The 23,350-nt window shown below is 61.8% G+C and carries 18 protein-coding genes; 14 read left to right on the forward strand and 4 right to left on the reverse strand.

Annotated elements, in window-relative coordinates:
* The 10 genes from bchL (at position 1) to hemA (ending at position 8,569) form a co-directional block, all read left to right on the forward strand.
* Positions 1 to 897 (forward strand): ferredoxin:protochlorophyllide reductase (ATP-dependent) iron-sulfur ATP-binding protein, encoded by an 897-nt coding sequence (gene bchL / locus IP79_RS14300; protein ID WP_054119957.1) that lies wholly within the window; start codon positions 1 to 3, stop codon positions 895 to 897.
* Positions 897 to 1,601 (forward strand): magnesium protoporphyrin IX methyltransferase, encoded by a 705-nt coding sequence (bchM, locus tag IP79_RS14305; protein ID WP_054119958.1) that lies wholly within the window; start codon positions 897 to 899, stop codon positions 1,599 to 1,601. Before bchL ends, bchM begins: the two co-directional genes overlap by 1 nt.
* Positions 1,598 to 3,034, forward strand: coding sequence for a BCD family MFS transporter (locus tag IP79_RS14310; RefSeq protein WP_054119959.1), 1,437 nt, complete (start codon positions 1,598 to 1,600; stop codon positions 3,032 to 3,034). The genes bchM and IP79_RS14310 overlap by 4 nt, the downstream gene beginning before the upstream one ends.
* Before the next feature lie 73 nt (positions 3,035 to 3,107).
* Entirely contained in the window at positions 3,108 to 3,917 is an 810-nt protein-coding gene (gene puhA / locus IP79_RS14315) for a photosynthetic reaction center subunit H (protein WP_054119960.1), read from the forward strand.
* The gene (gene puhB, locus IP79_RS14320) at positions 3,908 to 4,669 is read left to right on the forward strand and encodes a photosynthetic complex putative assembly protein PuhB (RefSeq protein ID WP_054119961.1); all 762 of its coding nucleotides are present in this window, start codon (positions 3,908 to 3,910) and stop codon (positions 4,667 to 4,669) included. The genes puhA and puhB overlap by 10 nt, the downstream gene beginning before the upstream one ends.
* Positions 4,666 to 5,151, forward strand: coding sequence for a photosynthetic complex assembly protein PuhC (puhC, locus tag IP79_RS14325; protein WP_054119962.1), 486 nt, complete (start codon positions 4,666 to 4,668; stop codon positions 5,149 to 5,151). The genes puhB and puhC overlap by 4 nt, the downstream gene beginning before the upstream one ends.
* Before the next feature lies 1 nt (position 5,152).
* Positions 5,153 to 5,455 carry a hypothetical protein gene (locus IP79_RS14330; protein ID WP_054119963.1) on the forward strand — a complete coding sequence of 101 codons (303 nt, stop codon included), beginning with the start codon at positions 5,153 to 5,155 and terminating at the stop codon, positions 5,453 to 5,455.
* Positions 5,452 to 6,513, forward strand: coding sequence for a magnesium-protoporphyrin IX monomethyl ester (oxidative) cyclase (gene acsF / locus IP79_RS14335; RefSeq protein WP_054119964.1), 1,062 nt, complete (start codon positions 5,452 to 5,454; stop codon positions 6,511 to 6,513). Before IP79_RS14330 ends, acsF begins: the two co-directional genes overlap by 4 nt.
* Entirely contained in the window at positions 6,507 to 7,316 is an 810-nt protein-coding gene (gene puhE, locus IP79_RS14340; RefSeq protein WP_054119965.1) for a putative photosynthetic complex assembly protein PuhE, read from the forward strand. The genes acsF and puhE overlap by 7 nt, the downstream gene beginning before the upstream one ends.
* A gap of 32 nt (positions 7,317 to 7,348) precedes the next feature.
* The gene (hemA, locus tag IP79_RS14345; RefSeq protein ID WP_054119966.1) at positions 7,349 to 8,569 is read left to right on the forward strand and encodes a 5-aminolevulinate synthase; all 1,221 of its coding nucleotides are present in this window, start codon (positions 7,349 to 7,351) and stop codon (positions 8,567 to 8,569) included.
* An 88-nt stretch (positions 8,570 to 8,657) separates the two neighbouring features.
* On the opposite strand, the gene IP79_RS15575 is transcribed toward hemA, so the two are convergent.
* Genes IP79_RS15575 through IP79_RS14360 form a run of 3 tightly spaced genes read right to left on the reverse strand, consistent with a single transcriptional unit; the run spans position 8,658 to position 13,675 of the window.
* Positions 8,658 to 10,733: a glycoside hydrolase family 97 protein gene (locus IP79_RS15575; protein WP_197273835.1), complete on the reverse strand. Its 2,076-nt coding sequence runs from the start codon at positions 10,731 to 10,733 to the stop codon at positions 8,658 to 8,660.
* Positions 10,734 to 10,760: 27 nt separating this feature from the next.
* Entirely contained in the window at positions 10,761 to 12,128 is a 1,368-nt protein-coding gene (locus tag IP79_RS15580) for an alpha-amylase family glycosyl hydrolase (protein WP_054119967.1), read from the reverse strand.
* Entirely contained in the window at positions 12,128 to 13,675 is a 1,548-nt protein-coding gene (locus tag IP79_RS14360; protein ID WP_054119968.1) for an MFS transporter, read from the reverse strand. The genes IP79_RS15580 and IP79_RS14360 overlap by 1 nt, the downstream gene beginning before the upstream one ends.
* A gap of 308 nt (positions 13,676 to 13,983) precedes the next feature.
* Between IP79_RS14360 and IP79_RS14365 the strand changes: the two genes are divergently transcribed.
* From IP79_RS14365 to IP79_RS14380, 4 genes are read left to right on the forward strand one after another with little or no spacing between them, the layout of a single operon-like run.
* Entirely contained in the window at positions 13,984 to 15,837 is a 1,854-nt protein-coding gene (locus tag IP79_RS14365) for an alpha-amylase family glycosyl hydrolase (RefSeq protein WP_054119969.1), read from the forward strand.
* The gene (locus IP79_RS14370; protein ID WP_054119970.1) at positions 15,837 to 17,495 is read left to right on the forward strand and encodes an alpha-amylase family glycosyl hydrolase; all 1,659 of its coding nucleotides are present in this window, start codon (positions 15,837 to 15,839) and stop codon (positions 17,493 to 17,495) included. Before IP79_RS14365 ends, IP79_RS14370 begins: the two co-directional genes overlap by 1 nt.
* A 13-nt stretch (positions 17,496 to 17,508) precedes the next feature.
* The gene (locus tag IP79_RS14375) at positions 17,509 to 18,540 is read left to right on the forward strand and encodes a LacI family DNA-binding transcriptional regulator (protein WP_054119971.1); all 1,032 of its coding nucleotides are present in this window, start codon (positions 17,509 to 17,511) and stop codon (positions 18,538 to 18,540) included.
* A gap of 1 nt (position 18,541) precedes the next feature.
* Positions 18,542 to 20,056, forward strand: a complete 1,515-nt coding sequence (locus IP79_RS14380) for a tryptophan halogenase family protein (RefSeq protein ID WP_054119972.1) — start codon at positions 18,542 to 18,544, stop codon at positions 20,054 to 20,056.
* A 232-nt stretch (positions 20,057 to 20,288) separates the two neighbouring features.
* Here the strand turns inward: IP79_RS14380 and IP79_RS14385 are convergent, their stop codons facing one another.
* Positions 20,289 to 23,072 (reverse strand): TonB-dependent receptor, encoded by a 2,784-nt coding sequence (locus IP79_RS14385; protein WP_233994232.1) that lies wholly within the window; start codon positions 23,070 to 23,072, stop codon positions 20,289 to 20,291.
* Positions 23,073 to 23,350: the final 278 nt, after the last annotated feature.

Raw genomic sequence — 23,350 nt, forward strand, 5'->3', positions numbered from 1 at the left:
ATGAACCTTCACAGCCCCTCATCCGCTTTCAGCCAGCCCGACGGCGACGGATCGGTCCAGGTCCAGCTGGACCCGGAAGACAAGATCAAGGGCGCCAAGGTGTTCGCGGTCTACGGCAAGGGCGGGATCGGCAAATCGACCACCTCGTCTAACCTGTCGGCTGCCTTTTCGAAGCTGGGCCACCGCGTGCTCCAGATCGGTTGCGATCCCAAGCATGACAGCACCTTCACGCTGACCAAAAAACTGATGCCGACGGTGATCGACGTGCTGGAAACGGTCGAATTCCACGCCGAGGAACTGCGGCCTGAAGACTATATGTTCGAAGGTTACAACGGCGTCATGTGCGTAGAGGCCGGCGGGCCTCCGGCAGGCACCGGCTGCGGCGGATATGTGGTCGGCCAGACCGTGAAGCTGTTGAAGCAGCACCATCTGCTCGAAGAAACCGATGTCGTGATCTTCGACGTGCTGGGCGATGTGGTGTGCGGCGGCTTCGCTGCCCCGCTGCAACATGCCGAGCGCGCGCTGGTAGTGGCCGCGAACGACTTTGACTCGATCTTCGCAATGAACCGGATCGTGGCGGCGATTGCGGCGAAATCGAAGAACTACGATGTGCGCCTTGCCGGCGTGGTCGCCAATCGCAGCAAAGATACCGACGAGATCGATCGCTTCTGCGACAAGGTGGGCATGCCGCGCCTCGCGCACTTCCGCGATGTCGATGCGATCCGCCGCTCGCGCCTGAAGAAGTGCACTTTGTTCGAAATGGGCGATGATCCCGAAGTGATCGCCGCGCAGGACGAATATCTGCGGCTGGCAGCAATGCTGTGGGCCGGTGTCGATCCGTCAGCAGCGCAGCCGATGAAGGATCGTGACATCTTCGACTTCCTGGGGTTCGAATAATGGCGACACGGCTTCCATCCGAGTATGATCACCGGCGCGAGGCGCTGGCGACTTATTTCGACAGCACTGCGCGTCAGGCGTGGATTGATCTCACCTCTGACACCAAGGTCAGCGGCATTCGCGCCACCGTGCGGGCCGGACGCGATGCGATGCGCGGTACCCTGATGGATTGGTTGCCGACCGATCTGCGCCGCACGTCCGTACTGGATGCAGGCTGCGGCACCGGATCGCTGGCAGTGGCCGCCGCCTGCCGCGGCGCCGAAGTTACCGGGATCGATGTGGCCGCTGGGCTGGTCGAAGTTGCCCGGGAACGCACCCCGTCCTTTATCGGCCACGGGCGCATCCACTGGCGCAGCGGCGACATGCTCGATCCCTCGCTCGGCATCTTTGCCCACGTTGTCGCGATGGATTCGCTGATCCATTATCAGCCTGAAGATCTGGTTGATGCGCTTTCGCAGCTGGCGGCGCGCACCACCCATTCGATCCTGTTCACCTACGCCCCGCGCACCACGCTGCTGGCGACGATGCATACGATCGGAAAAGCCTTTCCCAAATCGGATCGCTCGCCCGCCATCGTGCCGGTGGCCGAGGACGACCTGCACCAGCGGCTTGCCAGTCTGCCCGGTTGGAGCATTGGGCGCACGCAGCGCATTTCGAGCGGGTTCTACAAATCGCAGGCGCTTGAACTGGTGCGCCACGGATGAACCGCCCGGTCCGCCCTCCCCAACCGCATTGGACAGCGCTGGTTTTCCAGATGCTCCCGTTTGCGGACGCGGCGAGCGTGGACCTGCCCCTTGGCCGTCTGCTCCGGCTTGCCTTGTTTCAGGTGAGTGTGGGCATGGCCATGGTCCTGCTCAACGGCACCTTGAACCGCGTGATGGTGGTGGAACTTGGCACACCGACCTGGCTTGTCGCGCTGCTGATCGCCGTGCCGCTGCTGGTGGCGCCATTCCGCGCCCTGATCGGGCACAAGTCCGACACCCACCGTTCGGTGCTCGGCTGGCGGCGTGTTCCCTATATCTGGTTCGGCACAATGATGCAGTTCGGGGGTCTGGCGATTATGCCATTCGCGCTGCTGCTGCTGGGCAAGCCGGACGTCTTCAATATCGGCCTTGTCGGCGCAGCGGCCGCGTTTCTTTTGACCGGCACCGGCTTTCACGTCACGCAGACTGCGGGTCTCGCGTTGGCGACCGATCTTGCGCCCGAAGACAAGCGCCCTCGCGCGGTGGCCCTGCTATATGTGATGCTGCTGGTCGGCATGATGTTTGCCGCATTCGTTATCGGCGGACTGCTGATCGATTACAGCCCCACGCGGCTGGTGCAGGTTATCCAGGGCGCAGCCGTGCTGACCATCGCCCTCAATGTCATCGCACTCTGGAAGCAGGAAGCACGCAACCCGGCGGTCACTGCGCCGGATCGTCACCGTCCCGACTTTTCGGTCTTGTGGCAGGCTTTCGTCCGTGACGGCCGCAACGCACGCCTGCTTGTTGCAATCGGCATCGGCGCTGCCGGCTTTGCGATGCAGGATGCCCTGCTGGAACCCTATGGCGGTGAAATTCTCGGTCTGTCTGTTGGCGCGACGACCGGGCTGACCGGCGCATGGGCGCTGGGATCGCTGATCGGTTTCATGGTTTCGGGCCGCTGCCTCGCGCGCGGCTGGGATCCGCTGCGACTGGCTGGCGCCGGTCTTGTTGTCGGGATCAACGCCTTCCTGCTGGTACTGTTTGCAGGGCCATTCGCGTCTCTGGTGATGCTCTATGCGGGCGCTTTGACAATCGGACTGGGTCTCGGCCTGTTCTCGGTCGGCACGCTGATGGAAGCGATGAACATTGCGAAGACCGAAACCGCCGGCCTTGCGCTGGGTGCCTGGGGCGCAGTGCAGGCCAGTTGCGCTGGCGCCGGGATCGCCATTGGCGGGCTGATGCGCGACGGGGTTGCGGCGATGATCGGCAGCGGCGAAGCCGTCAGCATCGCCACCCGCGCGGCCGGTTACAGTTCTGTCTACATTCTCGAAATTGCTCTGCTGCTTGTCGGCCTGGCTGCGATTGGCCCGCTTGTCGGCCAGCAGCGCGGCCGCGATCCTGATGCCGAAGACCCACTCAGCCAGCCATTCGGGCTGAGGGAGTTCCCGACATGATTACCCGTGTCCGCCCGTATCGTATCCTGCCGGCTTGCGCCTCTGCCGGATTATTCCATTGGAGGAATGTGAAATGAACGCCACTTACATCGTCGGGACGTTTGACGTCGCCGAACTCGCTTTTCTGCTGTTCTTCGGTTTCTTTATTGCGCTGGTATTCTACCTTAACAAGGAAAGCCGCCGCGAGGGCTATCCGCTCGAGGAGGAGGAAACCGGCAGGATCCTCCCCGGCAGCCTGTTCGATGGCGACAAGAAGACCTTCCAGCTGCCAAACGGCCGCGGAACCTATGTGCCCGAAGATGTCGCCCGCGACGACATCAACGTGCCCGGCGCGCAGTCATTCAAGGCTGCTGGTGCTCCGTGGGTGCCGACTGGCGACCCGATGAAGGCAGGCATGGGGCCGGGAGCATTCGCCAACCGTGCAAAGTATCCCGATCTGACCTTCGATGGCCGTCCGCGCATCGTGCCGCTTGCCGATAGCCACGAATTGATCATCTCCCCCAATGATCCGCAGTTGATCGGGTGGGATGTGATCGGCGCGGATAAGCAAGCCGTAGGCAAGGTCAGCGATATCTGGGTCGATCAGGCCGAACACCTGATCCGCTACCTCGAAATCGAAACCACCACCGGCAAAAAGGTGATGGCACCGATGATGGTGGCCGTGGTGCATGGCAACAGCCTGCTGGGCAAGATTCTGCCGACCACCAACCATGACGAACGCCAGTATGTCGAGATCGACGCGATCACCGCCGCGCAGTTCGAAGATGTCCCGGCGCTCGAAACCGCACGCATCATAACCCGTTACGAAGAAGACCGCATCCAGGCCTATTTCGGCGGCGGGTACATGTATGCCACCCCTGAAAGGTCGGAAGCATGGATCTGAACCACACCGCAGGCGCGGCAGCGACGGCAACGTCGCTGCCCGCCAGCATCGACCACAGCGAACTGGAAAACGATGGGCCGAAGGCCTTCGGTGACCGGATGGGCACGCCCGCTTCGGACGAGAAAGTGCTGTGGAAGGGCCGTCCGGCCGTTGGTCTGCTGGCTCGGACCGCTTTCCACACCCGCAAGCTTGGCGCCTATTTTGTCGCGTTGACCGCGATCGCATTGATGATGGGCAAGACCGACGGCGCGATTGTCTCTGCGGTGCTGGGCGTGGCTTTGCTTGCCATCCTTTACGTGCTGGCCTGGCTCAGCGCGCGCACTACGCTCTATATCCTTACCGACTCGCGCCTGATCATGCGCATTGGCATGGCGATCGAAACGCGGGTCAATCTTCCGCTGAAGCAGGTCACCGCAGCCCACCTGCGCGGCCGCGGCGGCAATTTTGGCGATATCGCGCTTGAGCTTTCCGGAGAACGCCTGCTTGGCACGCTGCTGTTGTGGCCGCATTCGCGCCCTTGGCATTATGCCCGCCCGCAGCCTATGCTGCGCGCGATCCCCGATGCCGCACACCTCGCGCAGCTGATCGCCGAGACTCGGGCACAATTCGGCGCGATCGAGCGAAATTTGACCGAGATCAATGAAGCGGCTCCGGCGAGCGTCCAACACGGGTCTCAGCCTGCGCCAACACCGGCACGCAGCGCCCCGGCGATCCACCGCGGCGAACCCGGCCTTGAGGGAGCCCCCGCATGATTGTGCGCGAATATGAAGAGGACGAAGTCACCGTCCACAGGGTCCCGCTTTACCTGATGGGCGGCATCGTGGCGATTTCGCTCGCGCTGACAGCATCGGTGACACTCGGCTTTTTCGAACGCCAATCGGTACCGGCCGAAGCCCGCGCTGCAACCGGGGCCAATGCCATTCAGGAGCGCTCGCTCAAGTTCTTCGACGAAGCCGACGGAACAGTGCGGATCGAGGACGGTGTTACCGCCGAGGTGCTCGCACGTTATGGTCAGGGCGAAGGCGGTTTCATCCGTGCCAGCGTGCGTAGCCTTGTCCACCAGCGCCGAATTCGCGGGCAGGGGGCTGAAGTGCCGTTTACACTGACCGAATGGGACAATGGTGATCTGACCCTGACCGATCCGGTCTCTGGCGTGAATATCGAAGTCACCGCTTTCGGTTCGATGAACCGCGTGGTCTACGCCGATCTGCTCCCCAGCAAGGTGGCTCGCTGATATGGCCCTGTCGTTCCTGGCCTCCGAAACCTTCGAAACGCCCTGCACCATCACGGTCGAGCAGAGCTCGGAACATTTTCACGCCCATGTCGAACTTGATGGCGATATTGCGATGGAGCCGGGTGACAAGGTGCGCGTCCATGGCGCGCCGATCCAGATCCCGTTCGGCACCAGCCGCGTGTTCGAACGCCGTGCAACTGTCACCCGTGCCAGCCCGCTGATGCGTGGTGTGACCAAAGTTGCCGCCTATTTCGACCTTAGCGAACTTTACGAAGTCAGCTTCCATGCCGGGAGGATCAAATGAACGCCTATAAGCCGATGACCAGCGAAGAGGCGATGGCAATCGCGACGCAGGACACCATGCTGACCCCGCGATTCTATACCACTGACTATGACGCGCTGGACGCAATCGATGTCAGTCTGGTGCGCCGGGAATGGGACCAGTTGATCGCGGATATGGTGGGCGATCCCAACAAAATGCACTTCAAGCATTCAGACCGCTTCAAAGGCGTGATCGAAGGGCTGGAGCCGGCGCTGCGCAAGGAATTCACCGATTTCCTCGTCAGTTCGATGACGAGCGAGTTTTCAGGCTGCGTGCTCTATGCCGAAATCGCCCGGCGCACCAAAAACCCGGACGTGAAGCAGCTGTTTCGCTTGCTCGCCCGCGATGAAAGCCGCCATGCCGGCTTCATCAACGAGAGCCTGAAGGATGCAGGCATCGGCGTGGACTTGGGCTATCTGACCAAGACCAAGAAATATACGTATTTCAAGCCGAAGTTCATTTTCTACGCGGTCTATCTGTCCGAGAAGATCGGCTATGCGCGCTATATCACCATCTTCCGTCACCTGGCGCAGAACCCGCAGTACAAGTTCCACCCGATCTTCGACTGGTTTGAAGAATGGTGCAATGACGAGTTCCGCCACGGCGAGGCCTTTGCCATGCTGCTGCGCGCTGACCCCAAGCTGCTGCAAGGCGCCAACAAGCTGTGGGTGCGCTTCTTCCTGCTGTCGGTCTATGCCACGATGTATGTGCGCGATCACAACCGCCCCTTGTTCCACGCCGCGCTGGGGGTTGATCCGACCGAGTATGATTACAAAGTGTTCGAAATCACCAACCAGATCGCCCGTCAGGTCTTCCCGGTCGAACTCGACATCGATTCGCCGGCCTTCCGCCACCAGATGGAAAAGCTGCGGCTTGCAGCGGAACGTATCGAAGAAGGCAAGGCGGCAGGCGGCATCGGCGGCATGATCTCCCGCGTCTCGGGTATGGCCGGTGCGGGGCTCGCCTTTGCGCGGATGTATCTGCAACGGCCAAAATCCAACGCTCTGCCCGCTTCGATCCGGCTTCAGCCCGCGTGGTAAGCTGGGATGGCCATATTGTTCCGTTTTTCGTGACGGTAGCGATCTGGTTTGTCGCGACCGGGCTGATTGCTTGGGCGGATAACCGTGAAAGCACGACATTCTCGCGCAGCCTGATCGTGGGCAGCATCGCCGGGATTGGCGGGCTTGGGTTGATCCTGTTCGCTTCCTTTTCAGCGGATGTCTGGGCGGTGTATCTGGCCTTTATCGGTGCGCTGATGGTGTGGGGCTGGCATGAACTCAGCTTCCTCACCGGGGCATCCGCCGGGCCGCGCCGGGGGCTGGCGGATCCGCAGTTGACCGGTGTTGCACGCTTCCGTCAGGCGGCCGCAACGGTGATGCATCACGAGGTCGCGCTGGCGTTGACCGCGCTGCTGCTCATCTCGCTTTCTTGGAACGTCCCCAACCAGATCGGGGCGACAGTGTTCGTGCTGATGTTCGCGATGCGGTTGGTTTCGAAGATCAACCTGTTCGTAGGCGTGCCCAATAGCACCTCCGAAATGCTGCCTGCGCATCTGGCCTATTTGAAAACCTATTTCGGCCCCAACCGCATGACAATGCTGCTGGCGGCTTCGATTGCCGGGATTACCGGCCTGAGCGTGTGGTTTGCCGCTCTGGCACTCGCCGCACCCGTCGGCAGCGCGGAAATGGTCGGAGCCAGCCTGCTGTTCACATTGAGCCTGCTTGGCGTGCTTGAGCACCTGTTTCTGGCCCTGCCGTTCCGTGATGGAATGCTGTGGGGCTGGGCCCTGCCAAAACGGAATGGGCCCAAGCCCCAGCCTGCGGTGCAACTGGACAAGAATTGAGACATAAAATCATGGATACAGAGGGAAAACCCATGGACTTCGAAGCCTATTTCGCCGGTGAGCTCGACACTGTGCGCGCTGACGGACGTTACCGGGTGTTCACCGATATCAAGCGCCACCGCGGCAAATTCCCGCACGCGACGCGCTTCATCGATGACGAAACCCAGGCGGTCACCGTTTGGTGCTCGAACGACTATCTCGGCATGGGCCAGCACCCGGCGGTGCTCGATGCGATGCATGAATGTCTCGACGAATGCGGCGCAGGCGCTGGCGGCACGCGCAACATTTCCGGCACCAACCACCATCACGTGCTGCTCGAACGCGAACTGGCCGATCTGCACGGCAAGGAAAGCGCGCTGCTGTTCACGTCGGGCTATGTCTCGAACTGGGCGGGCCTCGGCACGCTGGCGGGCAAAATTCCTGGCTGCGTGGTGTTTTCCGATGCGCTCAACCATGCCTCGATGATCGAAGGCATCCGTTATTCGCGCGCGCCCTACAAGGTGTTCCGCCACAATGATGTGGCGCACCTGGACGAGTTGCTGTCGCAATACGGCCCCGATGTGCCGAAGCTTGTCGCGTTTGAAAGCGTCTATTCGATGGATGGCGATATCGCCCCCATCGCCGAAATCCTCGACGTCTGCGAAAAGCACGGCGCGATGAGCTATATCGATGAAGTTCACGCTGTTGGCCTTTATGGCCCGCGCGGTGGCGGGATTGCCGAGCGTGAAGGCCTGATGGACAGGATCACGGTGATCGAAGGCACGCTTGGCAAGGCTTACGGCGTCATGGGCGGTTATATCGCCGCGTCAGCCAACCTCGTCGATTTCGTGCGCAGCTTTGCCAGCGGCTTCATCTTCTCGACCGCCCTGCCCCCCGCCATCGCGGCCGGCGCGGCGGCCAGCATCCGGCATCTAAAAACCTCCAGCGCCGAGCGTGAGCTTCAGCAGAAGCGCGTTGCACAGGTGCGCCGTTCGCTCGATATCATGGGCATCCCGCACCTGGACAATCCCAGCCATATCATCCCGGTGATGGTGGGGGATGCGAAGAAGTGCAAAATGATCAGCGACTGGCTGATGGACAACCACGGCATCTATGTGCAGCCGATCAATTACCCGACCGTGCCGGTGGGGACGGAGCGCCTGCGCGTTACCCCGTCACCCGTGCACACCGATGGCGATATCGACCGGCTGATCAAGGCGCTTTCCGAGATCTGGTCGCATTGCGAACTCGCGCGGATGGAACAGGCCGCCTAGCGCACAGGCGCAAGACAAGTTTTCCCTTGGATGGGAAGAAACAGGGGGCGGGTATCAGGCGATGCCCGCCCTTTAGGTTTGCGCGATATCAGCCTTCGGGGATGAACCGCACCGCCACACCGCCCGATGCGGCCAGGCGCACAGCGAAAGCCTCGCCGCCGGTTACCGCCTTTTCCTCGATCACCATGGCATAGGGATTTGTGTCCCAATGCGCGTCCGGCCCGTCGCGATAGATTTGCGCGCGGTAGCGTTTGCCCTTTTCGAGGAAGGCCAGAGACACGCTCAGTTCCCGCTCGTTCTCGTCTGTCACCGCGCCGAGGAACCATTCCTTCGACTTGCGTCCCTGCCGGGCGAAGGCGACATACTCGCCAACTTCGCCTACGAGTGCGATACTCTCTTCCCAATCAGCTTCGACATCCTTGATGAACTGGAAAGCGTCCATTCGCGCTTCGTAGTTTTCAGGCAAATCGGCAGCCATCTGGAGCGGCGAATAGAGCACAACGTACAGCGCCAACTGCTTGGCCAGCGTCGTCTGCGGGCGGTTTGACGGGTCTCCGCGCGGACCATCGGCGTGCACCGGCGGGCGTTCATTCGGGCGCAGATCGAAGATGCCGGGGGTGAAGTCCATCGGCCCTGCCAGCATCCGGGTGAAAGCCAGCATGGCCTCGTGGCTCGGCGGATTGGGCGGCGTGCCCCAGGCATTGAACTCCATCCCCCGCGCGCCTTCGCGGGTCATCCAGTTGGGGTAGGTGCGGCGCAGGCCCGTGTCCTTGACCGGTTCATGCGCGTTGATCGCAATCCGGCGCTTGGCGGCGGCTTCAACCACGCGCAGGTGGTGGCCGACCATGAACTGGCTATCATGCCATTCATTGCGCCGGATGCCGTTTTCATCCACCCGCACCACGTCGCCCGCATCGGCGACATAGCCGGTCTTGACCGCCCTTACCCCGTTCGTCTGCATGAGGTCGAAAGCGGCTTCCATCTGACTTTCGTAATTGGCGATATTGGCCGATGTTTCGTGGTGCCCGATCAGCCGCACGCCCTTGGATTGGGCATAGCGGCCCAGTTCGGCAAGGTCATAATCGGGCATGGGTTCAGTGAAGCGGAACAGGTCGCCATTGTTGAACCAGTCGCCATCCCAGCCGATGTTCCAGCCTTCCACCAGCACGCCCGCAAAGCCGTGTTCAGCGGCGAAATCGATGTAGCGTTTGGTTTCTGCGGTGGTGGCGCCGTGGATAGGGCCGCTGCCCCAGGTCTTCTCGTTGATGTGCATAGCCCACCAGATGCCGACATATTTGCCGGGCTCCACCCACGAGACATCGCCCAGCTTGTTCGGCTCGTTGAGGTTGAGGATGATGTCGGAGTTGATCAGCCCCACCGCCTCGCGCGCCACCTGAATGGTGCGCCACGGGGATTTGAACGGGGCCGCAGTCTTCACCTTCGGCCCGCCCGACCAGTTGCGAAGGCGAGCCTCGAAATTGCCGGCCCGTAGCGCGCCCAGGGACATGGACGAATAATCGACCAGCGCCGCTTCGTGGATACTGAAATGGATGCCCGCTTCGTTGCGGAAGGTCGCAGGGGTGTGGGCATCATCCACTGTGCCGGCAGGGCCGGTGCGGGTGACATATTCGTAGCGGTTGAATTCGTCCGACGGGGTGTACCACATCGTGGTTTTCTCGCCGACGCCGAACTGGGTCAGTTCCTCCACGATGTTCATGTCGCCCCGCAAGGCAGCCTGTTCGGGAAGTTCGTAACGGAAACCGATGCCGGTATCGAAGGCGCGGAAGCGGACAGTGATTTGCCGTGCCGGGCCAGCATCGGGGGCAAAGGTCACTGCCAGTTCGTTGTGCTGATCGCGCACCAGACGGCGCTCGCCCCATGGCTGTTCCCACGTGGTATCGCTGCTGGCGCGGGCCGATCCGGCGATGGTCAGTCCGCGGTCGAAGCCGTGATGCTCGGCAAAGATCATACCGAGCTTGGAAGGCGCGATCACCTGCCCACCTTCAAAACTCACCGCATAGGTCGCCTGTCCGCCGTCATCGGTGACGGTGACTATGATCTTCCCATCGGGCGAGGCCAGCGTCAGGCTTTCGGCATGGAGCGGGGCCGCTGCCCATCCAATCGCCGCCATGCCAAGCATCCGGGTCAAAAGCTTCGTCATCATTCCTCTCCCGCGCCCTGTCTGGACGCTTCACATTGTCTCGATGAAAATCCGGAAGCCCCATGCGGGCAGATCGAGCGTCTCGCCGCCAGCAAAGCTGGCCGATGCTCCGCTCAACGCATCGGTGTAGGTGCCATGGTGACGCGCGTGTTCGAAGGTCACGCTATGTGGCCGGGGGCTGAGGTTGAATGCGGCAAACACCCGCTCGCCCGCTTGCCCGCGCGTGAAAGCAAAGACATCGTCGGTGGCATTGCTGGGCACCTCGATCATGGGTGCACCAAAGCGCCCGTTGTGGAGCGCCGGGTTCGCTGACTTGATCTCGATCAGCTGGCGGAAAAGGCGATCGTGCCGCCCGTCGCGCCATGCAATCGGATCTTTCTCGAAAAAAGCGAGTTTGCGATCGAGGTCGGCCTCCTGACCGTTGTAGATCAGCGGCATACCGCTGCCCACGAAGGACAGTGCTATCGCGGCCTCATAGGCCGGACCGTAGATTTCGCTCGCGACGTTATCCCACGAATTCTGGTCGTGATTGTCGGTGTAGGTCATGCGCATCGCGGCGTGCGACCAGCTTTCGAACTGCTCTGCATAATAGCTGCGGATGGCCCCTGCCCCGCTGCCGTCGCTCACAAGCTTCTGGATCGCTTCCTTCCACTTCCACGCATAGGTCGCATCAAAGGCGCGGGCGTGCAGATCGCGCTGCTCCCATTCTGCGAGTAGAAACACCGGCTTGACACGTTCCAGTTCGGCGCGGGCGGTTTCCCAGAAATCCAGCGGAACGTACCCCGCCACATCGGCGCGATACCCATCAATGCCGAATTCGCGGACCCAGTAGACGAGGCTTTCGGTCATGTAGCGGCGCAGGCCAGGCTGGCTGAAATCGAGGTCAGCGACGTCAGACCAGTCGGTCCCGACCGGCGACATCAGCGCGCCTTCGGGGCTGCGAGTATACCATTCCGGATGGCTCTGGATTAGCGGGTTGTCGAACGCCGAATGGTTGGCGACCCAGTCAAGGATCACCTTCATCCCCAGCCGGTGCGCTTCGTCCACAAAGGCGCGAAACTCCGCCTCTGTGCCGAATTCCGGATTGACCGCGCGGTAATCGCGCACGGCATAGGGACTGCCTAACGAGCCTTTGCGGTTCAGTTCACCAATCGGATGGATCGGCATGAGCCAGATGATATCCACCCCCATATCGGCGAGGCGCGGCAGGTGGCTTTGCGCAGCGACAAAGGTGCCCTCTGCCGTGAACTGGCGCGTGTTGAGCTGATACAGCACCGCATCGCGCGTCCATTCGGCGTTGGTGAGTTCGACTGCGGGACGCGGGGCATAGTCCGGCTCTGCCAGCGCAGGCGCGCTTATCAGGGCGGCAAGGCACAGCAGTGTGGATGGCAAACGCATCAAACGAACTCCTCTTTCACGAACAAGGTCGCAGCCGCTGCCATGACAAAGCTGACCGCCGCGATCACCATCGCGTAAATCGGCTCTCCGCCGAAAATGTTGGTGACGAGGAAGCCGAGCAGGGTCGCTGCCAGCAGTTGCGGCACCACGATGAAGATGTTGAACACCCCCATGTAAATGCCCATCTTTTCCGCCGGAACGCAGCCTGCAAGGATCGCATATGGCAGCGCCACGATTGATGCCCAGGCGATACCCAGCCCGATCTGCGGCACCCACAACAGCGCCGGATCGCGGATCAGCAGCATCGCCGCAAAGCCCGCTGCGCCCAGCATCAGGTTGATTGCATGCAGGCGGGTGCGGTCGATCCTGGCGGCGACCACCACGAAGCCGAGCGCGGCAGCCGCGGCAAGGCCATTGCGCACCGAACCCATCAGGCTCCACCAGTCGGCCCCGTCCTGATAGGCGGCGCTGGCAGCGTCGGTCGCGCCAAAGTGATATTCGGTCACGCCCGGCGTACCATAGATCCACAAAGCGAACATCGCGAACCAGCTGAAGAACTGCACCACCGCTAGCTGGCGCATGGTGCGCGGCATGGCGAACAGATCGCTGACAACTTCCATGAAGCCGTTGTGATTGCGCCCCTGCGAACGCAGCATACCGGCGATCAACTGGATGGCGCCAAACCCGGCGATGAGACCAGCGAGAACATAGAGGTCTTGTGCGACTTCGATAGTGCCGAGAAACGCCGGACGGCTCCCTCCCCGTGCGATCATGACGAGCGCGGCAAAGATGGCCCCGGCGACAATCCATGCCGCCCCGCCTCTGGCAAACTGCGGCGCGGTGCGCAGGGCAGCGACCGGGGTGGCAGGTGCAGCAATGCCGCGAGCGACCTCGAATGCGGCGAGCTGCTCGGGTGAGTATTCCTTTGTGCTGAACACCGTCCAGCTGACGGCAGCCAGCAAGGCTGCGCCGCCGATGTAGAACGCCCAGCGCACCGTTTCCGGGATTTCGCCCGCGGGTGCGACATTGGACAGGCCCAGCCAGTTGGTCATCATCCACGGCAGCGCCCCTGCCAGCACCGCCCCGGTGCCGATGAAGAAGCTTTGCATCGCGTAGCCCACAGTGCGCTGACGATCGGGGAGATTATCGCCGACAAAGGCGCGGAACGGTTCCATCGTCACATTGAGCGATGCGTCCATGATCCATAGCATTCCGGCCGCGACCCACAGCACCGGCGCATTGGGCATCACGAACAGGGCGAGACTGGCAAGCAGCGCGCCGACGAGGAAATAGGGGCGGCGCCGGCCGAAACGCGGGCTCCATGTCTTGTCGGAAAGGTGGCCGATGATAGGCTGCACGATGAGTCCCGTCATTGGCGCGGCAATCCACAGGATCGCAAGGCTGCCGACATCCGCGCCCAAAGTCTGGAAGATACGGCTGACATTGCCATTCTGGAGTTCGAATCCGATCTGGATTCCGAGGAACCCGAAACTCATGTTCCAGATCTGGCCTGCGTTCAGCGCAGGCTTTTGGCCGGCTTGCGTCATCGTCAAACGTCCCTCTCCCCCGCGTCGGCCCCTGACCATACGTGACACGGATCAATCAAGGCTATGGCTTCCCGGATCTGCTGTCCGGCGCGCTCGAGCCTGTTGCCCCACAGTCTGGACGCCTTGCAATTTTTTGCAAGATACTTTCAGATTTTCTCCAGAAAAATTGCTGCAAGAGGGTTTAAATTCGCATTTAATGACGGATTTTCAGATTTTTAAAGTAAAACGACAGCCGCCACTCATCTGTCTACAAAGATTTGCAAAATGATTCCCACAATGCCACAATCGGCCATGGAGGGAGTGGAAATATGATGCGAATCTTCGCCGGAATGGCGGCTGCGCTATGCGCCAGCACTGCACTTGCAGGAGGGCCGGTCGCGCAGACAGCAGCGCCTGATGCCGTGCAAACAGTGACCGCGATGGCTGACCGCCAGCTGGAAGACGAGATCATCTATTTCGTCCTGCCCGACCGGTTCGAGAACGGCGACCCGAAGAATGATCGCGGCGGGATAAAGGGCGGCCCGCTGCAGCATGGCTTCGATCCCGCGCACAAGGGCTTCTACCACGGCGGCGACATCAAGGGGCTGACCGCCAAGCTCGATTATATTCAGGGCATGGGTGTCACCGCGATCTGGTTTGCGCCGATTTTCAAGAACAAGCCGGTGCAGGGCAAGCCGGGCGAGGAAAGCGCGGGCTATCACGGTTACTGGGTGACCGATTTCACACAGGTTGACCCGCATTTCGGCACCAATGACGAATTCAAGGCCTTTGTCGATGCCGCCCACGCGCGCGGGATGAAGGTCTATATGGACATCATCACCAACCACACCGCCGACGTGATCGACTATGTCGAAGGCGCGGCAACGGGCTATGCCTATCGCAGCAAAGGCGATTACCCCTTCTCGCGCAAGGGCGGGCCTGATGGGGCCATCATAAACGAAGGTTTCGCGGGCGATGACAACGCTGATCCCGCCAATTGGGCCAGGCTGACAGACCCGGCCTTCGCCTATACGCCGTTCGTGCGCGAGGCGGAGAAGAACGTGAAGGTGCCCGCGTGGCTCAACGACATCACGCTCTACCATAATCGCGGAGACTCGCACTGGGTTGGCGAAAGCAGCGTCTATGGGGATTTTGTCGGCCTGGATGATCTCGCCACCGAAAACCCGCGCGTCGTAGCGGGGATGATCGCAATTTTCGGCAGCTGGATCGACGATTTCGGCATCGACGGATTCCGCATCGACACCGCCAAGCATGTGAACCCCGAGTTCTGGCAGGCTTTCGTGCCCGCCATGCTGGCCCGGGCCGAGGCCAGGGGGATCGGCCACTTCCACATCTTCGGCGAAATCGCCTTTGAAGAACCCACCGCTACACTTGCCGCGCAGGTCATGGCGGAAAGCGGGCTGCCCTATGCGCTCGACATGGGTTTCGCCAAAGCAGCGCAGATGGTGGCGAGCGGCAAGTCGCCGCCGCGACTGATGGCCGAATTCCTCCAGCAGGACGCAATATATCCGGGCGGCGCAACAACCGCGCTGGGCTTGCCGACATTCCTCGGCAACCACGATTTCGGCCGCTTTTCGATGTTCGTGCGCGAAATGAGCGGATCGGACGAGCCCGACACGCTGCTCTCCCGCGTGAAGCTGGGCCATGCCATGATGTTCCTGCTGCGCGGCGTGCCAACCGTCTATTACGGCGACGAACAGGGCTTCATTAGTGACGGCAATGATCAGTTGGCGCGCGAGGATATGTTTCCCAGCGTGACGGCGGTTTATAACGACAACAAGCTGATCGGCACCGATGCCACCACAGCGCAGAGCAACTTCGATACCGCACACCCGCTCTACCGGTTGATCGGTGATCTCTCCGCCGCCCGCACCGCCAGCCTCGCCCTGCGCCGGGGCCTCAGCACGGTGCGCGCCTTCGAGGAAAGTGCTCCCGGCCTGCTCGCGGTCGAGCGCCATGATCCCGAAAGCGGACAGCGCGTGCTGACCCTGTTCAACACCGGTGAAACGCCGCTTTCCCGCAATGTCGAGGTCAGCTACCGCGCGGTCGGCGTAACGCCGCTGGTGGGGCCATGCCCATCGGCACTGGCTGCGCCCGGCGCGGTTACAATCACACTGCCGGCGTTCGGCTTTGCCGCCTGCATTCTGGAGACTGAAGACTAATGGCAACCGCCCAGACCTGCGCTGCCACGCAAGCTGCCGCCGCCGCCAGGCAACTGGCCTGGTGGCGCGGAGCGGTGATCTACCAGATTTATCCGCGTTCTTTCCGTGATACCAATGGTGACGGGATCGGAGACCTCGCCGGGATTGCCGACGGGCTGGACTATATCGCCGATCTTGGCGTGGACGGCATCTGGATTTCGCCGTTCTTCACCTCGCCGATGCGCGATTTTGGATATGACGTAGCCGATTATTGCGGGATCGATCCCAGCTTCGGCAGCTTCAAGGATTTCGACCGGATCATCGAAAAGGCCCACGCGCTGGGCCTGAAGGTGATCATCGACCAGGTCTATTCGCACACGTCTGACGAACACGCGTGGTTTCAGGAAAGCCGTGCCGATCGCACCAACTCCAAAGCCGACTGGTATGTCTGGGCTGATCCCCGGCCCGATGGGTCGCCACCGTCGAACTGGCAATCGGTTTTCGGCGGTTCTGCATGGCAGTGGGATGGACCGCGCAAGCAATATTATCTGCACAATTTCCTGACATCGCAGCCTGACCTGAACGTCCACAATGTCGCGGTGCAGGACGCGCTGCTCGATGTCGCACGGTTCTGGCTGGGTCGCGGCGTCGACGGGTTCCGGCTCGATGCGCTCAACTTCTCGATGCACGATCCCGAGTTGCGCGATAATCCGCCGAGCGGTCTGCCGATGGATCTGGTCACCCGCCCGTTCGATATGCAGGTGAAGCAATACAACCAGTCGCACCCGGATATTGTCGCATTTCTGGAACGCATCCGGCAGACGATCGACGAATTTCCGGGCCGCTTCACCGTCGCCGAAGTCGGCGGGCCGGAGCCGCTGGCGGAGATGAAGGCCTTCACCCAAGGCGGCAAACGGCTGGATTCGGCCTATAATTTCGATTTCCTCTACGCCCCGCGCCTCACCGCGCCGCTGGTGCGCGCCAGCCTTTCGCAATGGAGCGGAGAGGACGGCGAAGGCTGGCCTTCGTGGGCGTTCTCCAATCACGATGCGCCGCGCGCGGTCACCCGCTGGACGCTGGACGGCGATATGGCGCGGGCTGCACGGCTCAATCTGCTGCTGCTGCTGAGCCTACGCGGCAATCCGATCCTCTATCAGGGCGAAGAACTGGGCCTGCCGCAGGGCCATGTCGCGTTCGAGGATCTGCAAGACCCCGAAGCCATCGCCAACTGGCCCCATACGCTGGGCCGCGACGGCGCGCGCACACCGATGCCCTGGGCAGCCAAAGCTCCGCAAGCCGGCTTTTCCAATGCCAACCGCACGTGGCTGAAACTTGACGCGGCGCACACCGGTTTTGCCGTCGACAGGCAGGCGTCAGACCCGGTCTCGACCCTGTCTTACGCCCGCCAGATCCTGCGGTTGCGGCGCGATCATCCCGCCCTGGTCAGCGGCGATATCGCCCTGCTCGATACGCCGGAAGATGTGCTCGCCTTTATCCGCCACGAGGGTGAAAGCGACGTGCTGTGCGCCTTCAATCTGGGCGAGGCAGCGGCGGAATGGTCGCCCCCGGCAGGGTGGGAAACCGCACGGATGCTTGCCAGCGAAAGCGCGCTCGGCAATGATGGGCCGCTGCCGCAGGTGATGGCGCCGGGCAGCGGGTATTGGGCCATCGAAGGGTAGACAGCAGACCGGCATGGCCGACAATCCCTCCCCCGCATCCCGGCGCAGCGCCACGCTGGAAGATATCGCACGCGAGGCCGGAGTGTCGATCTCGACGGTCAGCCGTGCACTGAACGATAGCCCCTCGGTCAAGCGCCGTACCAAGCAGCAGATCTGGCAGATTGCCCGCGCCCATGATTATGAATTTCGCGCTAGCATGCCGAGCGGGCCGATTGGCGCGGATGCGACCATCGCGGTGGTCGTCCCGGCCCCGCAGGCGCGCGACAGCCGTGTGGCAGACCCGTTCTTCCTCGAACTGCTGGCAGGCATCGCCGAGGCAGCGCGTGAACGCAATGCCGACCTGCTGATCAGCCATCTCTCCCCCCGTGCAGGAGAGGATCTCGATTACGCGATGAGCACCAGCCGCGCGACCGGCGTGATCTTCATCGGGCAAAGCTCGCTCCACCACGAATTCAACGCGCTCGCCGCCCGCGATGATCGCTTTGTGGTGTGGGGGGCGGAGTTTCCCGATGCGCAATATTGCGCCATCGGATCGGACAATGTCGCCGGCGGCCGGCGCGCAACCGCGCATCTGACGCGGCTCGGGCGGCGGCGTATCCTGTTTCTCGGCGATACCGAGGCGCCCGAGGCTGAACAGCGCTATCGCGGGTACAAGCAGGCCAAGGCGCAGGCTGGCATTACGCTGGATGACGAGTTGGTGGTGCCCGCCCATTTCGAGGTGCATTCGGCCGAAGCTGCAATGCGCAGCGCGATTGCGCGCGGCCTGCGGTTTGACGCGGTGTTTGCCGCGAGTGACCTCATTGCTATCGGTGCGATCCGGGCGCTGACCCGTTCGGGGATGCGGGTGCCGGAGGATGTTTCGGTGGTGGGATACGACAATATCCCTGCCGCCCGGCTCGTCACCCCGCAGCTCACCACCATCGATCAGGACGCCAATCTGGCAGGGCGGATGCTGGTATCGAAGCTGATCGACAGGGGGAACGGCCCGGCGATTTCGCAGCGGCTGGAAACCAGCCTGCTGATCCGCGAAAGCTGCGGCGGGTAGAATGGCCGGTCCCGCGCCGCTGAAAACTATCGTGATTGTCGGCGGCGGCAGTGCGGGCTGGATGACCGCGGCGGCGCTGGCGGATGCGGTGGGGCGTGACTGCAAGATCACCCTGATCGAAAGCGAGGCGATCGGCACGGTCGGCGTGGGCGAGGCAACCATTCCGCCGATCCGCAACTTCAACCACCGTCTGGGCATCGACGAGGCGACCTTCGTGCGGGCCACGCAAGGATCGTTCAAACTCGGCATCGAATTCATCGACTGGGGGCGGCGGGGGCATTCTTACTTCCACCCCTTTGGCCAGTATGGCGCTGAATTCGATAGTGTTCCCTTCTATCACCACTGGATGCACGAGAGCATTGAAGGCCGCACCAACGGCCCGATCGACGATTTTTCGATGTGCTGGGCCATGGCGAAGGCAGGCAAGTTCACCCACCCCTCGCCCGACCGGCGGATGATCCAGTCGACCTTCGATTATGCCTATCATTTCGACGCCGGGCTTTATGCCGCTTTCCTGCGCCGCTTCGCCGAGACACGCGGAGTGACCCGGATTGAAGGCCGTGTGGTGGACGTGGCGCTGCGGGGCGAGGATGGCTTCATAGCGGGCGTCACGCTGGAAAATGGCGAGGCAGTCGAAGGTGAGTTTTTCATCGATTGCAGCGGTTTCCGCGGGCTGTTGATCGAGGAAGCGCTGGGGGCCGGTTACGACAACTGGCAGCACTGGCTGCCGTGTGACCGGGCCGTTGCCGTACCCTGTGAGAAGGGGGAGTTCACCCCCTATACCCGCTCCACCGCGAAGGCGGCGGGCTGGCAGTGGCGCATCCCGTTGCAGCACCGCACCGGCAATGGGTACGTGCATTGCAGCGAGCATATCTCCGAGGACGAGGCGACTGCGCAGCTGCTCTCCACCCTCGACGGCGCTCCTCTGGCTGATCCTCGCACCTTGCGGTTCGTCACCGGCAAACGCCGCGAATTCTGGCGCAGGAACTGCGTCGCCATCGGGCTATCCGCCGGGTTCATGGAGCCGCTGGAATCGACCTCGCTCCACCTTATCCAGTACGGCATCCTGCGCCTGATCGCCCTGCTGCCCGATAGCGCCATGTCGCCGCTTTTATCGCGGGAATACAATGCGCAAACCGCCAGCGAATACGAGCGGATCCGTGACTTTCTGATCCTGCACTACAAGGCCAGCGAGCGGCAGGATTCCGAACTGTGGCGCCACACCGCGGCCATGCCGATCCCCGATAGTCTGCAATACAAGATCGACCATTTCCGCAACCATGGAATGCTGGTTTCGGACGAGCGCGAATTGTTCGCCAATCCAAGCTGGATCGCGGTTTATCTGGGGCAAGGCATCATCCCGCAGCGAGCACCGGCAATCACTGCGATGCGCAGCCACGTGCCGGTTGCCCAGCGGTTTGCCGCGATCCGCAGCGCGATGGATGAAGCGGTGGCGGCGATGCCGTCCCACGCCGATTTCATCGCCCGCCATTGCCCTGCTCCGCCCGCCACCTGACACCCATAGCCTGACGTTCTGCCTGCCAATGTTTCACGTGAAACATGGCAGCAAGACGAGGCTAAGTGGGGTCTAGAGGGGGTCTAGACAGGGTCTAGCAGGGGTCTGGCGCGGGCTGGAGACTGCGAACTCCCGGCCAAATCCAACACCGCCCCTGCACGAAAACGAAAAGGGCCCACCATTTCTGGCGAGCCCTTTCCTGAGACCCTGGGGCGACCCGAGGGCGTCGTGCTTAGAAGCTCTTGCGCAGCGTGAACTGGAACGTGCGCCCGTACAATTCGTGACGGCTCGGGAATGTCCCGATCTCGTCGCCGCCCACGTTGAACAGCGGGTTTTCGGTGCGGAACGGTTGATTGGTCAGGTTGAACACTTCGGCGAGGATCTGCACCCCGTTGAGCGGACTGCCTTCCTTTTCGAAGGTATAACCGATCTGCGCATCGAGGATCGTCTCGCTCAGCGCATCCGCACCTTCCAGGCCGCCCGAGAAGTTCGGCACTTCCGAAAGGAAGCCGCCGCGATACCGGGCTGCCAGCTTGGCGCGGAAGCCATACTTTTCATAGAAGATATCGCCCGACCAGGTGACATCCGAATAGCCCGGAATCGGGATCGGCGCGTTGCCCGGCGGGTCGATCGTGGCATCGGAATAGGTCACCGAATAGAACCCGCCGAACCCGTCGAGTGCATCGGTGATGTCGCCGAAGTTGACCCGCACCGTGCCTTCGATCCCGGTGATCTTGCCATCCGAGAAATTGATCGGGCCGTTGAACGCGCCGGTGGCGAGTTCAGGGGCGGTCGTCAGGATCGAACCGAACCCGGCGTTTTGGATCTGCTGGGTGAGATCAAGGATCGCAGGCTGGTTCACCACCCAGTCGGACAGTTCCTTGTGGAAGGCCGCGACGATGATCGCGGTGCCGGGGGTGAAGTACTTTTCGAACGAGATATCGTACGAAGTCGAACGGTACGGCTGGAGCGTCGGGTTGCCGCCGCCCAGGTTGAAACACACCAGCGCGGGCGGGTTGAAACCGATCACCGTATCGGGGATCTGATCGCCATTGGTGTCAGCACAGCTCAGCGGATTGACTGTGATGTTCTGGTTGGCCGCCAGCTGATCAAGCCGCGCGCGGGTGATCGTCTTGGCATAGGCGACGCGGATAAAGGTATCGGGCATGATCTCGAAGCCGAGGTTCGCGCTCGGCAACCAGTTGTCATAGCCGAAATCGATTTCGTTCACGAAGCCGCCGCTGATCGTGCCGGTCGACGATTGCGAGGTATCGACATACCGCAGGCCGATATTGCCGCGCACCGGCACCGAGCCGAGATCGCCGTTGATATTGGCCTGAATGTAGAAGTTGTGGACCTTTTCCTCGACCAGCCATTCGGTATCGTCGGTCGCGCGTTCGAGCAGATAGGCACCGTTGCTCAGCAGGCTCGACGGATCATAGGCGACGATGTTCTGCCCGATGCTCTTGGTATCGGTCGTCCCGCGAATGGTGTTTGCCGGGATCGCCAGCGAACCGTCGACGAAGCCGGTGCCGGGACGCAGGAAGGTGCCGTTGTTGTCGAAGTCCTTCGTGCGGTCGGTATAGAGCCAGCCTGCGGTGATACGGTCGATGAAGCCGCCGTTGAATTCCCAGAAAACTTCGGCACGCAGCTGGTGCAGTTCGTCATTGGTTTCCGGCTCGCGCAGGAAGCCGACCTGGCCCCAGCCGCCCGGATCGGTCAGCAGCACGTTGGCGGGATCGCTGTAATCGATCAGTCCATCGATGCTGTACTGGCCATCGGGCGCGAAGTTGAAGGTCAGCGTATCGGCTGGCCCGGTGCCGCCCCGGCCGGTGCCGGCATAGGATTCGTAATCGACATCGTTGCGATCAAGCTTCGAATAGCCGTAATCGACCACGAAGCCGAGATTGTCGGTCGCCTTCCATTCAAGGTTACCTCCGATCGCGAAGATCTGGGATTCGGCACCTTCGGTATCGGTCCGCAGGATCGGGAAGACGTTGGTATAGGTTGCCGAATCCGCAAACGGGCCGGATCCGGTGACAGCGCCGACCTGCGCGCCGCCATTGGTGCTCCACGATGCAATCGGCGTTTCGGTGCCGCGGAAGATGCCGCTGTCGTTGGTGTCCGTGTAGAAGGAATCGATCGTCAGCGAGAAGCTGTCGGTCGGTTCGAACTGCAGCGTCCCGGCAACCGAGGTGCGCTCGAAACTGCGGCTCTGCACGCCCTGACGCGGGTTGTCGCGGGGGAAGATCACCCCGCCGGCGGTGCGATCGATCTGGCCGTTGTTGGTCTTCAGCTCGCGCTGGATGATCTGGGTCGGGATCGATTGCACGGTCGCACCCAGCGACCAGCCCACAGTGCCCGCGGCGTTCTGATCGATGTAGCTGGCGAAGAAACGATAGCCGTCATCGGAAAAGTCGGGATTGAGCGAGCCGTTGTCGTTGAGGGTGTAGGTACCCGAAACGGTAATCTGGCGCTTTTTGGAATCGAGCGGCTTTACCGTGCGCAGGTCGACAGCACCGGCGATACCGATAGAGGCCAGCTGCGCATCGCCGGTCTTGTAGACCACGGCCGATCCGATCAGTTCGGACGGGAACTGATCGAATTCGATCCCGCGATTATTGCCAGCCGAAACCACTTCGCGGCCATTGAGCAGCGCGAGGCTGAAGTCGGGGCCGAGGCCGCGGATCGAAACCTGCTGCGAACGGCCGCGCACGCGCTGGGCGGTGACGCCGGGCAGACGGGCGAGCGAATCGGCAATCGACTGGTCGGGCAGCAGGCCGAGGTCTTCGGAAGTGATCACTTCCACGATGGATGTCGCGTTGCGCTTGGCATCGAGCGAGGACTGGATCGACCCGCGAATGCCGGTGACGATAATCGCCTGTTCTTCGCCTTCTACAGTGGCCGGTTCCTCGGCCTCCTGCGCCAGCACCGGCGCGCCGGTTGCGGCCAGAGCCAGAAAGGTCGCTGCCCCGCACAGCAGACGCGCACTTGCATTGATCCCGTTCATTTTCATCAGAAGTCCCCTCCCGCAAGCACATCATGCGTGTGCTTTTGCAGTTTTTTTCATAGCGCAACATGAACCGCAGGTAAACGGGCAATCTGCAATGTCATCCGCGAGCGCTGAAAATCGGCTTTAGCTGTTTTCTATCAGGTATTTGATTGCGGTTTCCCCTGCCTGACCCTGGCGGATCGGATGCGCATTGATCGTGATTGTTGCGCGATTGACACAGTTTTTTGCATTACTCGGGCATCGGTGTGTCCGATGGGTCAATCCAGCCCGGACAAGACCTG

Source organism: Porphyrobacter sp. AAP60, from assembly GCF_001296025.1.
Taxonomy (GTDB): Bacteria; Pseudomonadota; Alphaproteobacteria; order Sphingomonadales; family Sphingomonadaceae; genus Erythrobacter.

What these genes read in the sequence shown, in the direction of transcription:
- IP79_RS14310 (WP_054119959.1), top strand. Translation starts at nt 1,598, where the DNA reads ATGAACCGCCCGGTCCGCCCTCCCCAACCGCATTGGACAGCGCTGGTT.
- bchM (WP_054119958.1), top strand. Translation starts at nt 897, where the DNA reads ATGGCGACACGGCTTCCATCCGAGTATGATCACCGGCGCGAGGCGCTG.
- IP79_RS14385 (WP_233994232.1), bottom strand. Translation starts at nt 23,072, where the DNA reads ATGAAAATGAACGGGATCAATGCAAGTGCGCGTCTGCTGTGCGGGGCA.
- IP79_RS14370 (WP_054119970.1), top strand. Translation starts at nt 15,837, where the DNA reads ATGGCAACCGCCCAGACCTGCGCTGCCACGCAAGCTGCCGCCGCCGCC.
- IP79_RS14360 (WP_054119968.1), bottom strand. Translation starts at nt 13,675, where the DNA reads ATGACGCAAGCCGGCCAAAAGCCTGCGCTGAACGCAGGCCAGATCTGG.
- hemA (WP_054119966.1), top strand. Translation starts at nt 7,349, where the DNA reads ATGGACTTCGAAGCCTATTTCGCCGGTGAGCTCGACACTGTGCGCGCT.
- puhA (WP_054119960.1), top strand. Translation starts at nt 3,108, where the DNA reads ATGAACGCCACTTACATCGTCGGGACGTTTGACGTCGCCGAACTCGCT.
- IP79_RS14380 (WP_054119972.1), top strand. Translation starts at nt 18,542, where the DNA reads ATGGCCGGTCCCGCGCCGCTGAAAACTATCGTGATTGTCGGCGGCGGC.
- IP79_RS14365 (WP_054119969.1), top strand. Translation starts at nt 13,984, where the DNA reads ATGATGCGAATCTTCGCCGGAATGGCGGCTGCGCTATGCGCCAGCACT.
- puhB (WP_054119961.1), top strand. Translation starts at nt 3,908, where the DNA reads ATGGATCTGAACCACACCGCAGGCGCGGCAGCGACGGCAACGTCGCTG.
- puhC (WP_054119962.1), top strand. Translation starts at nt 4,666, where the DNA reads ATGATTGTGCGCGAATATGAAGAGGACGAAGTCACCGTCCACAGGGTC.
- IP79_RS14330 (WP_054119963.1), top strand. Translation starts at nt 5,153, where the DNA reads ATGGCCCTGTCGTTCCTGGCCTCCGAAACCTTCGAAACGCCCTGCACC.
- IP79_RS15580 (WP_054119967.1), bottom strand. Translation starts at nt 12,128, where the DNA reads ATGCGTTTGCCATCCACACTGCTGTGCCTTGCCGCCCTGATAAGCGCG.
- IP79_RS14375 (WP_054119971.1), top strand. Translation starts at nt 17,509, where the DNA reads ATGGCCGACAATCCCTCCCCCGCATCCCGGCGCAGCGCCACGCTGGAA.
- bchL (WP_054119957.1), top strand. Translation starts at nt 1, where the DNA reads ATGAACCTTCACAGCCCCTCATCCGCTTTCAGCCAGCCCGACGGCGAC.
- IP79_RS15575 (WP_197273835.1), bottom strand. Translation starts at nt 10,733, where the DNA reads ATGATGACGAAGCTTTTGACCCGGATGCTTGGCATGGCGGCGATTGGA.
- acsF (WP_054119964.1), top strand. Translation starts at nt 5,452, where the DNA reads ATGAACGCCTATAAGCCGATGACCAGCGAAGAGGCGATGGCAATCGCG.